Here is a 14,346-nt window from a genome sequence, read left to right on the forward strand (position 1 = left end):
GCATTTTGAACTTGTCAATCTATTAGTTTAATTTAAGTCAATTCCTTACATTTGAAATATGAAGATTGAAGGTCAATTAGAAAAAATATCGAGTTTTTCGCATCTTGAACTGTTAGCCAACCAAATTGTGGAAGGTTTCATTTCGGGTATGCATAAAAGTCCGTTTCATGGGTTTTCCTCAGAATTTGCTGAGCATAAGGTGTATAATGCAGGTGAAAGTACCAAGCATATTGACTGGAAGCTGTATGCACGTACAGACAGGCTTTATACAAAACGTTATGAAGAGGAAACGAATCTGCGCTGTCATATAATTGTAGACAATTCATCGTCTATGCACTATCCCAAGCTAAAAGCAGGGCAGCAGTTTTATGAAAACAAAATAGGTTTTTCGGTGCTGGCTTCTGCTGTACTTATGGAGCTTTTAAAGCACCAGCGTGATGCAGTAGGGCTTAGTGTGTATTCTGACGATTATGAGTTCTATGCGCCCGAGAAGGGTAGTGGCAGGCATCATAGGATGCTGTTGAGCAAGCTGGAAAGTATACTGGATACTCCTGGGCGCGATAAAGCGACTGATACTACAACCTTTTTACACCAGATAGCCCAGAAGATGCATCGCCGCTCTATGATTATACTGTTTACAGATATGTTCCAGCCGGGTAATGATGAAGCACTTTTTAATGCGTTGCAGCATTTAAAACATAATAAGCACAAAGTGGTTTTGTTTCATGTTATCGACAAGAAGACTGAACTTAACTTTGATTTTGACAACGCTCCGCGAAAGTTCATAGACGTAGAAACGGGTGAAGAAGTGAACCTTTTTGCTGAAAATGTAAAAAGCGAATATGAAAAATTGGTAGATGCTTACTTTAAAAAAGTAGCGGAAACCTGTATACAGTATAGAATTAAGTATGTTCCTGTATCGGTAGATGAAAAATTTGAAAAAATTTTAACGACATACCTTGTTGAGAAACAAAAGTTTGGCTGATAGGTTGTGAGTTTTTTTTAAAAAATATCCGTAAACGTTTGGAAATATTGAAAACAGTGGTATATTTGCACTCGTAATAACGAAGCATTATTGCTAAGTTTAAAACGCTGGTTTGGTAGTTCAGTTGGTTAGAATACATGCCTGTCACGCATGGGGTCGCGGGTTCGAGTCCCGTCCAGACCGCCAGTAAAGGAAAAAATAGCCTCGCATATCGCGGGGCTTTTTTCGCCTAAAATATTTAAGATAGTTGTGTTGTTTAAATCACGCTTGACGTGATACGGTTTAGTAGTTAGACCAATGAAAAGCTTTCCATTTAGTTGGGGGGCTTTTTTGATTTAAAACTACTTTATATTTAAAACGAAAATTATTATTATTTGTAAAGACTTGTCTTTTAGTTGATTCAAATATTTAATGATTTTTATTCAAAAAAATGTATTGAAAATGAAAAATGTGTTGTATATTTGCACCCGCAATAAAGCACTGGTTTGGTAGTTCAGTTGGTTAGAATACATGCCTGTCACGCATGGGGTCGCGGGTTCGAGTCCCGTCCAGACCGCTTAAATTGGGAAAAGTCACGTTAATAGCGTGACTTTTTTTGTTTATATTATTTAAGGAATAGTGTAGTTAATGTTATGTAGTACAAATAAGAGGCTAAACGATGTGAAAACGTATAACCTCCATAGATTTTACGTATATTATTCCTTCTTAAATATTTTCCTTATTTTTGATCTTTCACTCTGATTACCTCTGTTATTAATGAAAAAATTTGTGGTATTATTTTCTCTCTTACTATTAAGCTCCTGCCGGTTCTTCGAAGGTCAGGTGCCTGACGAAGAAGAGTTGCTTAAAAAGCGCTTACAGGAAATAAACTGGAAAGAGGTGAGTACTTACCCATCTATTGGAGAATGTGACGCCATAACAGATAAGGAGATGAAAAAAGAATGCTTTTTCTCGTGTATGGCACGGCTGGTACAGGAAAAACTGGGTGTAGATACTATTGCTATGCTTTATCCCGAAATAGATACCATACAGGTTAAGGTTACAGTGTTTTCTAATGCTACATTGAAATTTGAGCCAGAGATGCCAAAGGATAGTGTGCAATATGATAAAGAAAAGGTGGATAGTATAATCAAAGCGCGTTTGGTTGATTTCCCTGCAATAGAGCCTGCGCAAAAAGAAGGGGTTCCCGTAACAACCCAATTTATACTACCGGTTATTCTGGATGTGAAATAGTGATGTCTTCATCACTATCTGTCCTTGCCGATTTGAATCGGAACACAAAATAACTTCCTATAGTTACCGGTATGACGATATTAAGCAGCCACTGTAGTGTTGCAGCAAAAACTACGATCCACTCGTTTACCCCAAGTATCCCAAAGAAATACACAGCAACGCTTCCTCTTACCGCAAAATCCAAAAACTGGAAGGATGGCAATGAGGATCCTAAAAAGTAAACACAGGCAATAACGCTTATCATTATAGGGTAGGGCAAGGCTACATCGAAGGCTAGAAACAAAAGGTAATGCTGGTGTATCATGCTTAGATAACGTCCTGACGCCAAAAGAATATTTTTACGATGTATTGATTTTGGTACTTCGTTTATCTTCTGGAAAAGTTTATGTAGCGAATATCCTTTAATAGTCATTTTTCGGGCTGAGAAAAAAACAAATAGTAGGGTGAATACAATAGCAAAAATGAGAAACAGCACTTTAGCTGGTATCGCATTGTAAAGAAAATTAAAGAAAAACAATCCGAACAATCCAAATACGACAGTATATATTGGCTGAATGCCATTGCAAACCAGGTTTAGCATTAATATAGTCTTGGATTGTTTTTTACTGTAATACATGGCCTTGGCGGCATATTCGCCTATACCGTTTGGTGTAAACAGTGCTGCGGTAACAGCAGCAAGCACCTGCTCAGTAGCTTTTCCTAATGTAAGCGGCTGAATATAAGAAACCAGATTCTGCCATTTTAATATTTCCAGGAAACGATTAAGGAAGGTGAGCAGCAGTATCAGGAAAACGATCCAAAAGGAATGCTTTTGCTGTAGTGCATCGGTAAAACGTACCCAGTCCAGCTGTTCATTATTAGCGATCCTGTCGTATATAAAATAAAAAGCCCCACCCACTATCAAAAGTTTGATAATGACAACGAGGAATTGTTTAGCTTTGCGGGTAGTGGCAGACATGCTGCAAAAGTAAAGAAAATACATTGGCAAACGAACGCATTATATTAGGTATAGATCCGGGTACGACCATTATGGGTTTTGGCCTTATAAAAGTCATTAATAAAAAGATGGAATTCCTGCAGCTCAATGAATTGCAACTCAGCAAGTATGACGACCATTATGTAAAGCTTAGAATCATTTTTGAGCGTACAATAGAACTTATTGAAACCCATCACCCTGATGAAATTGCTATCGAGGCGCCTTTCTTCGGGAAAAATGTGCAGTCGATGCTTAAACTAGGCAGGGCACAGGGTGTTGCTATGGCAGCTGGTTTGTCACGCCAGATACCCATAACAGAATACGAACCTAAAAAAATTAAAATGGCTATTACCGGAAACGGTAATGCTAGTAAAGAACAGGTGGCAAAAATGCTTCAGCAGCTTCTTGGGCTTAAAGAATTACCTAAGAACCTAGATAGTACAGATGGCTTGGCAGCAGCTGTATGCCATTTCTTTAATTCGGGTAAGGTAACTGTTGGTAAAAATTACACAGGTTGGGATGCTTTTGTAAAGCAAAATGAAGAGCGGGTAAAAAAATAAGGCAGCAGCCGTATAGAATTTCAATGGCAGGTATTTATATTCATATTCCTTTTTGCAGGCAGGCGTGCCATTATTGCGACTTTCATTTTTCTACATCGATGAAAAAGAAAGACGAGATGGTTTTGGCTATTGCCAAAGAGATCGCTATGCGAAAAGACGAATTAGCAGGTGAAATGATAGATACTATTTATTTTGGAGGAGGAACACCATCGGTGTTGTCTAACGACGAAATAGAATTTATTATCAACGCGGTATATTCTAATTTTACGGTTGCTCATAACCCGGAAATTACCTTAGAAGCTAATCCTGACGATCTATCCATAGAAAGGATTTCAGCATTAGCAAGTTCGCCAATTAACCGACTTAGTATTGGAGTTCAGTCTTTTTTTGAAGATGACCTTAAAATGATGAACCGTGCTCATAATGCCATGGAAGCAGAAGTTTGTCTTGCTGAAGCTGTCAAGTATTTTGATAATATTTCTATCGACCTTATTTATGGTGTTCCCGGAATGACAAACGAGCGCTGGCTGCACAATGTACAAAAGGCATTGTCTTTTGGAATCCCTCATATTTCGAGTTATGCACTTACCGTAGAACCTAAAACGGCACTGGATAAGTTCGTAAAAAAAGGAGTTATTGCACAGCCCAGTGATGAGGCAGCCCAGGAGCATTTTATGTTATTGGTTGATACTCTAGAAGCTAATGGTTTTGTGCATTATGAGTTATCTAATTTTGGTAAGGAAGGTTATTTTTCACGCAACAATACCGCCTACTGGTTAGGTAAGAAATATTTAGGCATTGGTCCGTCGGCACATAGTTATGATGGCTTCTCCAGAAGCTGGAATGTTGCCAATAACGCGCTTTACCTTAAAGGTATGGACGAAGGAATGCGTCCTGCCGAAACCGAAAAATTAACCATTGCTGATCGCTATAACGAATACGTTATGACTGGACTCCGAACGATATGGGGTGTATCTGTAGAACGTGTAGCAACTGAATTGGGTAAAATGTACAAGGATTATCTGATAGCAGAATCAGAACGATTTATTGAACAGGGATTATTAGAGAATCTTGAGGGTATTATAAAAACAACTAAAAAAGGAAAGTTTTTAGCCGATGGGATTGCAAGTGACCTGTTTTTTATAAATTTGGACTGAAACACATTCCAATGAAAGCAACCATACAACATAATGGGGCAACATTCACTGTTGACCTTTCTCAGCCCATAGATATATCGATCCCTCTCACGAATAATGAGCAGAATCCTATTGCCTGGTACATTGATAAGCCGGTTATAGAGCCTGTAAAAATGGGTGATTGGATAGGAAAGGTTAGTGAAGGCTCGTCGACCAACTTTAATAATATTTTCTTTAACCCGCACGGTCACGGTACGCATACCGAATGCCTGGGGCATATTACCCGCGATTTTTACAGTATCAATCAGGCACTGAAACAGTTTTTTTTTATAGCAGAACTTGTATCGGTACAACCGGAAGAACAGGGTGAAGATCTTGTAATTACCAAATTACAAATTGAAAAGGCATTGAACGGTAAAACACCTGAAGCTTTGGTCATCCAAACACTTCCTAATACGTTAGACAAAAAATCAAAGAATTACAGTAATACCAATCCGCCTTACATTGAAGAGGCTGGAGCTGTATACATCCGCGAATGCGGCATAAAACATTTACTGATCGACCTGCCAAGTGTAGACAGGGAACAGGATGAAGGTAAGTTGTTAGCACACAAAGCATTTTGGAATGTTAAAGATGTAAACAGTCTTAATGCCGATGCTCGACATGATGCTACAATAACCGAAATGGTTTTTATAAAAGATGAGGTTAAAGATGGTAGTTACCTGCTTAATTTACAGATCGCTTCTTTTGAAAACGATGCAAGTCCAAGTAAACCTACATTATACAAACTATAATGAACACAATAATAAAGCTCGAAGAAGCAATGTTGTTTGGTTTGGGTATCTATTTATTCAGCCTGCTGGATTATACCTGGTGGTGGTTTCCTGCATTACTGCTTGTGCCTGATCTTTCTATGATAGGTTATGCTTTTGGGAATAGAGCAGGGGCATGGACATACAATATTGTACACCATAGAGGCGTTGCTGTAATCATGTACCTTGTCGGGATCTATCTAAACAATACTGCTTTACAGCTAGCAGGGGTCATTTTATTTTCGCATTCCTGTTTCGACAGGATGCTGGGATATGGACTTAAATATGAAAAAGGGTTTAAGTTTACCCATTTAGGCGAAATCGGGAAATAGATTTTAAGTAAGGAGATTTAGACATCTCATTAACTAAGAAATTTTAAAAGAATATGAACATACAGGCCTTTTATGATTACTGTTTATCCAAGAAGGGAGTAACCGAACATTTTCCGTTTGATGAAGAAACGCTGGTAACTTAGTAGAAAATGGGGTGGGTGCTATTAGAATGTCCATGAGAATACCAATGCCGAAAAAGCAGATAAGATAATATTATAAAAGCCAGCAACTGCTGGCTTTTCTTATTGCTGACTGTATATTGCTTGTTCCAACTCACCTAAACGGAACTTGAGAGAATTCATTGTTCCTGTCATTTCTCTCATCATTTCAATTTGTACAAATATCAAAAACTCTTGTACATTTTCATCAGAATCTTTTTTAATCAAAGCCTTGAACTGGCTTTTTTTTACTTCGTAGTATTCATCGTAACTCATAGTTGGTGGTTTTAATTGGTTTGTTGATCTGTTTTATATATTAATAGTTTAATATTTTCGATTTCTTTGTTACATTGGATTACATTCATGCCTGTTAAAAATAACTCTTTTGTCATTACAAAATTGAATACTTTTAACTCCAATAAATATTGGCCAAATTCTCTTGTAGATGTTCCAGTCATTAATTTGTTATATAAGAGAACTTTTTCTTGATTGGTGAATGCATTTTTAATATATCGCTGTGTATTAATTTCTTCTGGTTGAGAATGATATAATAAATCAAAAATCGCATATACCTGATTGAAATAGGCATCCAAAAATATTTCGTATTCTTTGTAAATTACTCTGTATGCTCTTTCATAAACATCTATTTTAGATTCAAAATCTAAAAAATAAAAATAAATATTGGCAATTCTTTTCCAATACTTACTTCTCGCCATATCAGTTTCTTCCGTTGTGTATTCTTCATTTCCAAAATTATCATACAAATAATTATCATTCCTGTTGGCAATCAAATACTCTCTTAACTCTCTTCCTTTTATAATTCGCTCTTCTTCATTATATACCCTTTTATCATATAAACTAATGAATTGTGCATAATCTGAATCACTAACCTCTTCTGGTATGCTTGATAATATTGAAAAAACATAATTTTCTCTGTAGATAATTTCTTTTTGATTCATTATATATTCCTTTAGAATATATCTGAAAATATGATACCCCTTGATTTCCTCACCTCCTCTATCAATTACAAAATTTGATATGTTGTTTCTAAGGCTTTCAAACATCCCAGCTACCTGACTATGTATAAATTGATTCTGGGTGAGTCTATTAGCTTTTATTTGTTCTTTAAAAGCAACATAAACTAATATGAAGCCAATAAGTGTAAATAGTGGAGCTATTAATTGTGCGATGTTGACACCAAATTCAAATTTTTGTTTGCTATCAAGAGGAATATCAGTGGCAGGAAAGAAATAAATTGCTGGTGTCGCTGCAATAATAAGTGCAATACACAATCCCATTCCTTCCAGTCTGTTAAAAATCAGATTCTTGCCTATCATTGTAATTTTTGTAATATTTGAGATACTTGTACAAGTACTTTGGTAGCATCAGAAACTTCAAATTCAGTACTACCTTCTGCATGTACCACCTTATTCTTTTGGTTTCTCAGAGCAGAAAGAAATTGAACCTCACTTATGTCTAATATACCTTCTTTTAATATAAAAGACATGAATTCATTATATCTATATTCAGAAGCTCTATGACCTTTCTTTTCTAAATTTCTTTTAATAGAAGCGATCAAAACATTATACATTTCAAGAATAGCATGATGATAATAGCTATCGTTAATTAAATTCTTAGCACGTTCTAAATGGTCAATTTCGCTAATTGCTTTTTGTTCTTCTGTGCGTTGTTTTCTTGCTTCGCTAATTTGCAATATGGTTCTATATAATTGGACAATTATTAATATGAAACTTAATGTTGTTATAGATATCTTGTATATATCTGACTGGCTATTTTTAATAATAAAACTTACTAAAAAACATAATCCAATTATAATAGGCGATAATAATATGACGCAAAAAATTATAAATCCGACTTTTATAAGTATGTTCCAAAGTTTCCACCCTCCAATTTTAGTATCTCTTAGTGCTAATTCCAACACATAGAAATATAAAGATATTGAAAAACCAATAATACATGCCAAACAAATGTCAGCAAGACTCAATTGTACATATCCAAAATCTAATATTATTTTACTGATTTCCTCTTTAAATGCACTAAAGGATAACACGAGTGTGACAAATCCTAGAATGATTTCATATTTACCTTTTAGCTTTTCCATTTATCAAAATCTTGTAAGTAAATTAACAATATTTTGATGTAATGTGAGCCTTTTCTTCTGATAAATTTCATTCATCTGTTATTGCTTAATATTATGCTGTAGCTTTGTAGAACCTTATCAATTTAAATATGAACATACAGGCCTTTTATGATTACTGTTTATCCAAGAAGGGAGTAACCGAGCATTTTCCGTTTGATGAAGAAACACTGGTATTTAAAGTAGGCGGAAAGATGTTTGCTTTATCATCCCTTAAGCAATGGGAAAAAGGAGAACCATCTATAAACCTTAAATGCGATCCCGAAAGGGCTTTAGAGTTAAGAGCAGAGTATGAAGCTATTGAGGCGGGCTACCACATGAGTAAAGTGCACTGGAACACAGTAACGGTTCATGGCGATGTATCGCTGTCGCTGCTTAAAGAACTGATAGACCATTCGTATGATCTTGTTTTTAAAAGCCTCACAAAAAAGATACAGGCAGAAATAATGGAAATTAATAATTAGCAAATTAGGCAATCACTTTGTAACTTTGACTCCCTAATTACTTTGTAAATCAATATGAAAGAGCATATAAAAAACTTCCTTAACGAAGAGCAGGACCCTAAAGCAGTAGAAAAGATCACATCAAAACTTAATGATATTTTGATGAGAGGTGAAGAGATCGGCTATATAGGCGTTCAGAAAAAGCCGGCGATCAATGTTTTTCCTGATAGTATTGTGCTTACTAATAAAAGGATTATTATTTGTAAGCCAAAAAATCTTGGATTGTCAATGGACTTTACAGATTTTCCGTGGACGCAGGTTTCGGCAACATTTGTAAAAGAAAACATACTGGGATCTGAATTCTCTTTCACAACAACAACAGATCTTACAGTTTCTATAGATTACATACCAAAGATACAGGCAAGAAAAATAAATACGTTTGCTAAAGAGCAGCTGGAGCTTTTAAAAGAAGTCCATGTACCTGCTCAGCCTGAATCTGTTTACACTGAGCCACAAGTTACTCCTGAACCTGCTGCTGTAGTAGAAGAGGCTGAAGAAATTGAGGAAGTAGAGACAGAAGAAGTGAACGACTTTGCCGAAATAATAAACAATACTGGAATGCAGCCTGCTGCACCGGTATACAATGAAGTACCTGCGCAACCTGCTGCACCTGCACAGGAAAAAAGTGGTAAAGACAAAACATTGAGCGAACTTAGTAAAGAAGAGCTTTTTGATAAATTGCAGAACTATAAAAAACTGCTGGATAATGGCCTGATCCTGCAAGGCGAATATGACGCCTTGAAAAGAGAGATATTGGCTTACCTATAATCTTGATAGGTGTTATGAGTAAAGCTATTGAAGAACTTATTCCGCACAGAGCACCATTTTTGTTTGTAGATGAAATATTGTCTGTAAGTAATGAAGAGATTGTTGCTGTAAATACATTCGATGATAAAGAGAACGATTTACTGAAAGGAAGTTTTACGGGATTTAATTTTATACCGGGTACAATCCTTATAGAATCGATGGCACAATGTGGTGGAGCAGGAGTAAGGCTTCTTGGAATTACCAATGGTGTTTTTGCACTGGCACATATAGAGACGGCTCAATTTCTTAAAGGAGTTGAGTATGGTATACAGGTAAAATATATAATAAAGAACTTACGCCTTAGCGAAAAGATCATCAAACAGCAGGGTAAAGCTTATGTTGGAGATGATGTTGTATTAGAAGCTTCATGGATGAGTATAAGGATTGAAGCTCCGCAAACGCCGGAAGAAACGAAATAACAGAAAACAAAAATCCCACGCTTAGCGTGGGATTTTTTATTACATAACATTCTTTTGTTTATTCGAGAAGCTGTCAGCCTGCATTTCAAGAAGTTCAATGGCTCTTTTCTTTTTGTAATTGTAGAGTTCCCTGTCTTCCCTTATCTCTCCATACACGTCATCATAGATGCCGGCATCGGTAGTACGCATTAATTCACGCTGGTAGTTATTCTGAGCCAGGTTTGTTTTAATAGCCATTTCGCTGTCTTCCAGCTTAAAGTCATATTCACCTTTTGGAGAAAGCAATTTGGCTATAATAGGCGATGTCTCTATAGCAAGGAACAGCAGCATTATAAAAAACGATGGCAGCCATGGCAGTTTGTTAAGCGCATTAATTCGTGCCATAAGTCCATCAAAGCCATCAATAATAGGCTGGCTATCGATTACTTTTTTATCAAGATCGGCCTGTAATGTCTCGCCTTGTTTCTCTTTAGCCGCGATCTTGTCTAGATTGGTTTTACGCAACGCTTCCAGTTCCAGTAGCGCTGCATCATGTTTCTGACGCTTTTCATTATACACGGGCCCTTTGCCTAATTTCAGTGTGCCTTTTGTGCCTTCAGCTTCGGTAATATAGGTGCCGTATAGTTCGTTAACTTCTTTCTCTTTTTTGGTGATTGCCGATTTTAAGCTGTCAGTTTCTGCTTTGTTCTTAGCAAGATCTCCCTGAAAAAAATTGGCAACCTGCTTTTTGTTTGCCAGTGCCATATCGTTCTTTTCTTTAAGCAGCACGGTGTCGATCTCCTTTTGAAAAATTTTAATTTCAAGCGGTTTGGAGATAACAATAGCAATGATCATGGCTAAAAGAATACGCGGTGTAGCCTGAAGGAATTCCTGACCTATACGGTCTCTTTTTCGGATGGTAGAAACAATAAAACGGTCAAGGTTAAAAATAAGCAGCCCCCAAACCAGTCCAAAAAATGTAGCCATAAATACATTGTCGAAAACAGTGTAAAGAGCATAGCTCGCAGCTATCCAAGCCATAATTGCAGTAAAGAATACCGTGGCACCGATACCTGCATACTTGTTCTGTTCTCCATTCGAACAGCTGTAGATGAGGTCTTTATCTGCCCCCGAACAGATAATAAAAAAACGCTTTAACATAGTGATTTGATTTTTGATGATGATTGATGGTACAAAAATAACGCGTTTTTTAATAAAATGGTATAAAGTGCTGATATGTTTTCTTTTAGGTAAGAAAAATCCGCCACGATGGGCGGATTAAAAAAGAGAAGTAGGTTATGCTTTTATATTAATTGTAATTGGAAGTGTATAGGAAGCTCTTATAGGGTTACCATTCATTGTTCCAGGCTGCCACTTATCTTTAATTGATTTAAGTACGCGCACCGCTTCGTCACCCAATCCATGTCCGGGATCTCTTAGTACTTTAATGTCAGACAGTGTTCCGTCTTTTTCTACCACAAACGATACATGGATCTTGGCAATTAGATCCTGATTTATTTCCGGGATATTAAAGTTAGTATTCACGTGTTTGTAAAATGCCGCTATCCCCCCCGGAAATTCGGGCTGGGTACTTAGTTTCTCTGAGGAATAAACAGAGCTATCTTCTTTTATCGGAGTAGTAGTTTCTACGTTGGTTGAATTTGTATCCTGGTTTGGCTCATTGTTCCCAGAACATGAAATCAATAGTAGGGCACCGAAAACCGGAATTAATGTAATTTGCCTTGTTAGTATTTCAAAGCGGGGAGTTTTCTTTGTCATCATAATGAATCTTTTTTTTGTTATTGAAAAGTTTATGTTGCTTGCAAGATTAACAGTATGCCCAAAAGAGGCTTTTTGTAATAATATATTTTGATAAGGAATAGCATCGCCATATAACGTTATTACTTTTTCATCGGCCAGGAATTCATGGTTAAGCTGTATGGCTTTTTTGTATGCATAAAGTAAAGGATTGAACCAGAAGAATACTTTCAGGGTTTCTATAAATAATATATCTAATGTGTGTTTCTGGTTTACGTGTGCCAGTTCATGGGTGTATAATTCTTCTTCGATGGTCCTGTTTTCATAGTCCTCTTTATTTAAAAAGATATACTGCAAGAATGTGTGAGGAAGTATTTTTTCATCAAGAAGCACAAGTTTAGCTGTTTCATGATCTATTATTTCGCCTGAAGCTGCCCGTTTTATAAATGCTCTTATGTTATGTATAAATCGTATTGCCAGTAAAAGGGTGATAGATCCATAAATGCTCCATAATATGAATGGTAAATAATTCGCCGATGCTTCATTGTTTTCACTGTTTAACTTAAGAGAAGGCAGTGAAATAACAGATAGCGGCCGGGCAAATACCTCATTATATAAAGGCAGTGTTATAAAAGGTAGTACTAATGAAAATACCAGGGCAAAAATCAGGAAGAACCTGTTAAATTGATGCATTTTTTCCCTTTCAAACAATAGGTAATACAAGCCCAATAAAACAGCCATAGTAATTGTCGATTTTAAAAGGAATTCAATCATGATCTGTTCTTTTAAAATGGTTATCTATGGAGTTAACAATCTGTATTTGCAGGCTTATAGCGAGCCAGTTCTTTATATTCTATTGGTTTAGGCCATTGGAGGCTGTTGTATTGATTTTCGAAACCTTTTTTTGTATAAAGAAAAACCTGCGGTTTAGCATAATTGTTATTTACTTCACGGTAAACAAAATCGTTACCGGAATAGGAAGTAAGGTCTGCAGGGTTAAAGCTATCCAGGTCAGATTTTTCTATTTTTCTGTTGTCTACCCAAATACTCATATTCGCGTCATTTTTCCACTCATTCCATTGTTTTAATGAGGGATGATTTCCTTCAGATGATTGTGGAGGAGCAGGTAGATTTTTCTTTTCGGTTTCAGTGAAATCATTATATTTTTTAACTTTTACATCGCCATTTGAGGCAGTGTAACTAAAGTTTGTATTTTTATAATAATTCGCTTTACTTATTGTTTCAGGATTATTATTCTCTGTATTTATTGTTTTTAATGCTGATATAAATAAAAGGCCAATTACTACTACGGGTATAAGTACTGCTTTTAAGATGGTCGACTTAGTTTTTGAGGTGGATTTAGTCATCATAAGTAATCGTTTTTTGGTTAATGAAAAATTCAGATTGCTTGCAAGGTAAAATGGGTTGCCGATTGCTGCTTTCTCCAATAAAAGTTGTTGGTAGAAAACAGCATTATCAAAAGAACTAACAACTTTTTCATCGGCAAGGAATTCATGATTAAGCTGTATTGCTTTTTTATAGAAATACAATAATGGATTAAACCAGAAGACTGTTTTTAGTATTTCAATGAATAGTATGTCTATAGTATGCTTTTGTTTTACGTGGGTTAGCTCATGTGCGTATAATTCATTTTCAATAGCATTCGCTTCATAATCCTCTATGTTTATAAAAATATAACTAAGGAAAGTATGTGGGAGAACTTTTTCAGGAATGAGAACTAATGTTGCCGGACCATATTTTAGTAAAGGGTTTTTATTTCTCTTTTTTATAAAATGATTTATATTTATAATAAATCTAACAAGCAGTAAAATTGTTATTAAGCTATATAGTGACCATGTTGTAATAGCGATATAGTTTGTTGATGTTTCCGCTACTATAGTTAGTTGAGACGGCACAGTAGCTTTTTCTAAAATCATACCAGTCGCTGCAATTGGATTTATCACGTCATTAGGCTCAATTTCGATAGTGACAAAAGGAACTGTTAGTGAGAAAGCTAATGCAAACAACAGATAGAATCTGTTAAACCGGTGCATTTTCTCCCTTTCCAGGAAGAGACGGTATATGGCAAGCAATACCATCAGGCACAGTGATGATTTCAAAAGAAATTCCATCATTTTTTCTTTTTTTGGATCTCCTTGTCGATGATTTTTTTGAGTTCTTCCAGTTCTGCGGATGACATATTGGTTTCCTGAGTAAAGAAGGAAGCAAATTGTGATGCCGAGTTGTTGAAGAAACTTTTTATCATTCCGTTTACCTGTTTAGAGAAATAATCTGATTTTTCTACTAAAGGAAAGTACTCTCTCGATTTACCATATTCTTTATAGCCAACAAACCCTTTATCGGTCATTCTTTTTAAAAGTGTGGCTACAGTTGTGGTTGCAGGTTTCGGGTCTGGAAATAAATCCAGCAGGTCTTTCATGAATGCCTTTTCCTGTTTCCACAGAAATTGCATTAGCTGTTCTTCGGTTTTTGTAAGTTGCATGCTCTACAATATTAGAATTGTTTCTAC

General features: G+C 36.0%; 17 protein-coding genes, 2 tRNA genes and 1 pseudogene. 12 read left to right on the plus strand and 8 right to left on the minus strand.

Annotated features, from left to right (window positions below):
- Positions 1-58 precede the first annotated feature (58 nt).
- From EPI11_RS01105 to EPI11_RS01120, 4 genes are all read left to right on the plus strand, one after another.
- Entirely contained in the window at positions 59-985 is a 927-nt protein-coding gene (locus EPI11_RS01105; RefSeq protein WP_128388115.1) for a DUF58 domain-containing protein, read from the plus strand.
- A 109-nt stretch (positions 986-1,094) separates the two neighbouring features.
- Positions 1,095-1,171, plus strand: a tRNA-Asp gene (locus EPI11_RS01110).
- A 296-nt stretch (positions 1,172-1,467) separates the two neighbouring features.
- Positions 1,468-1,541, plus strand: a tRNA-Asp gene (locus EPI11_RS01115).
- 200 nt (positions 1,542-1,741) lie between these two features.
- Complete coding sequence (locus EPI11_RS01120; protein ID WP_128388116.1) at positions 1,742-2,218, plus strand: hypothetical protein; 477 nt, start codon at positions 1,742-1,744, stop codon at positions 2,216-2,218.
- On the opposite strand, the gene EPI11_RS01125 is transcribed toward EPI11_RS01120, so the two are convergent.
- Positions 2,199-3,176, minus strand: coding sequence for a lysylphosphatidylglycerol synthase transmembrane domain-containing protein (locus tag EPI11_RS01125; protein ID WP_128388117.1), 978 nt, complete (start codon positions 3,174-3,176; stop codon positions 2,199-2,201). The two genes, EPI11_RS01120 and EPI11_RS01125, sit on opposite strands and share 20 nt — an antisense overlap.
- A 23-nt stretch (positions 3,177-3,199) precedes the next feature.
- On the opposite strand from EPI11_RS01125, the gene ruvC reads away from it, so the two are divergent.
- The 5 genes and pseudogenes from ruvC to EPI11_RS19115 all read left to right on the plus strand — a co-directional run.
- Positions 3,200-3,754, plus strand: coding sequence for a crossover junction endodeoxyribonuclease RuvC (gene ruvC, locus EPI11_RS01130; protein ID WP_128388118.1), 555 nt, complete (start codon positions 3,200-3,202; stop codon positions 3,752-3,754).
- Positions 3,755-3,777: 23 nt separating this feature from the next.
- A complete protein-coding gene (gene hemW, locus EPI11_RS01135; protein ID WP_128388119.1) occupies positions 3,778-4,911 on the plus strand; it encodes a radical SAM family heme chaperone HemW in 1,134 nt (377 codons plus the stop codon).
- Positions 4,912-4,922: 11 nt separating this feature from the next.
- A complete protein-coding gene (locus EPI11_RS01140; RefSeq protein ID WP_128388120.1) occupies positions 4,923-5,684 on the plus strand; it encodes a cyclase family protein in 762 nt (253 codons plus the stop codon).
- Positions 5,684-6,034, plus strand: coding sequence for a DUF4260 domain-containing protein (locus EPI11_RS01145; RefSeq protein WP_128388121.1), 351 nt, complete (start codon positions 5,684-5,686; stop codon positions 6,032-6,034). Before EPI11_RS01140 ends, EPI11_RS01145 begins: the two co-directional genes overlap by 1 nt.
- Before the next feature lie 53 nt (positions 6,035-6,087).
- A pseudogene (locus tag EPI11_RS19115) lies at positions 6,088-6,171 on the plus strand (MmcQ/YjbR family DNA-binding protein); the annotation flags it as partial.
- A 105-nt stretch (positions 6,172-6,276) separates the two neighbouring features.
- Here EPI11_RS19115 and EPI11_RS01155 read toward each other — a convergent pair.
- The 3 genes from EPI11_RS01155 to EPI11_RS01165 are packed head-to-tail and all read right to left on the minus strand — an operon-like array spanning position 6,277 to position 8,314.
- Positions 6,277-6,468, minus strand: a complete 192-nt coding sequence (locus EPI11_RS01155) for a hypothetical protein (RefSeq protein ID WP_128388122.1) — start codon at positions 6,466-6,468, stop codon at positions 6,277-6,279.
- A gap of 11 nt (positions 6,469-6,479) precedes the next feature.
- On the minus strand, positions 6,480-7,529 hold the full coding sequence (locus tag EPI11_RS01160) for a hypothetical protein (protein WP_128388123.1): 1,050 nt from the start codon (positions 7,527-7,529) through the stop codon (positions 6,480-6,482).
- Positions 7,526-8,314 carry a hypothetical protein gene (locus EPI11_RS01165; protein WP_128388124.1) on the minus strand — a complete coding sequence of 263 codons (789 nt, stop codon included), beginning with the start codon at positions 8,312-8,314 and terminating at the stop codon, positions 7,526-7,528. The genes EPI11_RS01160 and EPI11_RS01165 overlap by 4 nt, the downstream gene beginning before the upstream one ends.
- A 128-nt stretch (positions 8,315-8,442) precedes the next feature.
- On the opposite strand from EPI11_RS01165, the gene EPI11_RS01170 reads away from it, so the two are divergent.
- The 3 genes from EPI11_RS01170 to EPI11_RS01180 are packed head-to-tail and all read left to right on the plus strand — an operon-like array spanning position 8,443 to position 10,079.
- The gene (locus EPI11_RS01170) at positions 8,443-8,814 is read left to right on the plus strand and encodes an MmcQ/YjbR family DNA-binding protein (RefSeq protein ID WP_128388125.1); all 372 of its coding nucleotides are present in this window, start codon (positions 8,443-8,445) and stop codon (positions 8,812-8,814) included.
- A 54-nt stretch (positions 8,815-8,868) separates the two neighbouring features.
- A complete protein-coding gene (locus EPI11_RS01175) occupies positions 8,869-9,621 on the plus strand; it encodes a PH domain-containing protein (RefSeq protein ID WP_128388126.1) in 753 nt (250 codons plus the stop codon).
- Positions 9,622-9,635: 14 nt separating this feature from the next.
- A complete protein-coding gene (locus EPI11_RS01180; protein WP_128388127.1) occupies positions 9,636-10,079 on the plus strand; it encodes a 3-hydroxyacyl-ACP dehydratase FabZ family protein in 444 nt (147 codons plus the stop codon).
- A gap of 39 nt (positions 10,080-10,118) precedes the next feature.
- Here the strand turns inward: EPI11_RS01180 and EPI11_RS01185 are convergent, their stop codons facing one another.
- The 4 genes from EPI11_RS01185 to EPI11_RS01200 all read right to left on the minus strand — a co-directional run bounded on the left by EPI11_RS01185 (position 10,119) and on the right by EPI11_RS01200 (position 14,319).
- Positions 10,119-11,219, minus strand: a complete 1,101-nt coding sequence (locus EPI11_RS01185; protein ID WP_128388128.1) for a DUF4407 domain-containing protein — start codon at positions 11,217-11,219, stop codon at positions 10,119-10,121.
- A 135-nt stretch (positions 11,220-11,354) separates the two neighbouring features.
- Positions 11,355-12,590 (minus strand): M56 family metallopeptidase, encoded by a 1,236-nt coding sequence (locus tag EPI11_RS01190; RefSeq protein ID WP_128388129.1) that lies wholly within the window; start codon positions 12,588-12,590, stop codon positions 11,355-11,357.
- A 32-nt stretch (positions 12,591-12,622) separates the two neighbouring features.
- The gene (locus tag EPI11_RS01195) at positions 12,623-13,951 is read right to left on the minus strand and encodes a M56 family metallopeptidase (protein WP_128388130.1); all 1,329 of its coding nucleotides are present in this window, start codon (positions 13,949-13,951) and stop codon (positions 12,623-12,625) included.
- Positions 13,948-14,319, minus strand: coding sequence for a BlaI/MecI/CopY family transcriptional regulator (locus tag EPI11_RS01200; RefSeq protein ID WP_128388131.1), 372 nt, complete (start codon positions 14,317-14,319; stop codon positions 13,948-13,950). Before EPI11_RS01200 ends, EPI11_RS01195 begins: the two co-directional genes overlap by 4 nt.
- Positions 14,320-14,346 lie beyond the last annotated feature (27 nt).

Origin of the sequence: Flavobacterium cerinum, from assembly GCF_004028155.1 — a bacterium.
GTDB classification, from domain to species: Bacteria; Bacteroidota; Bacteroidia; order Flavobacteriales; family Flavobacteriaceae; genus Flavobacterium; species Flavobacterium cerinum.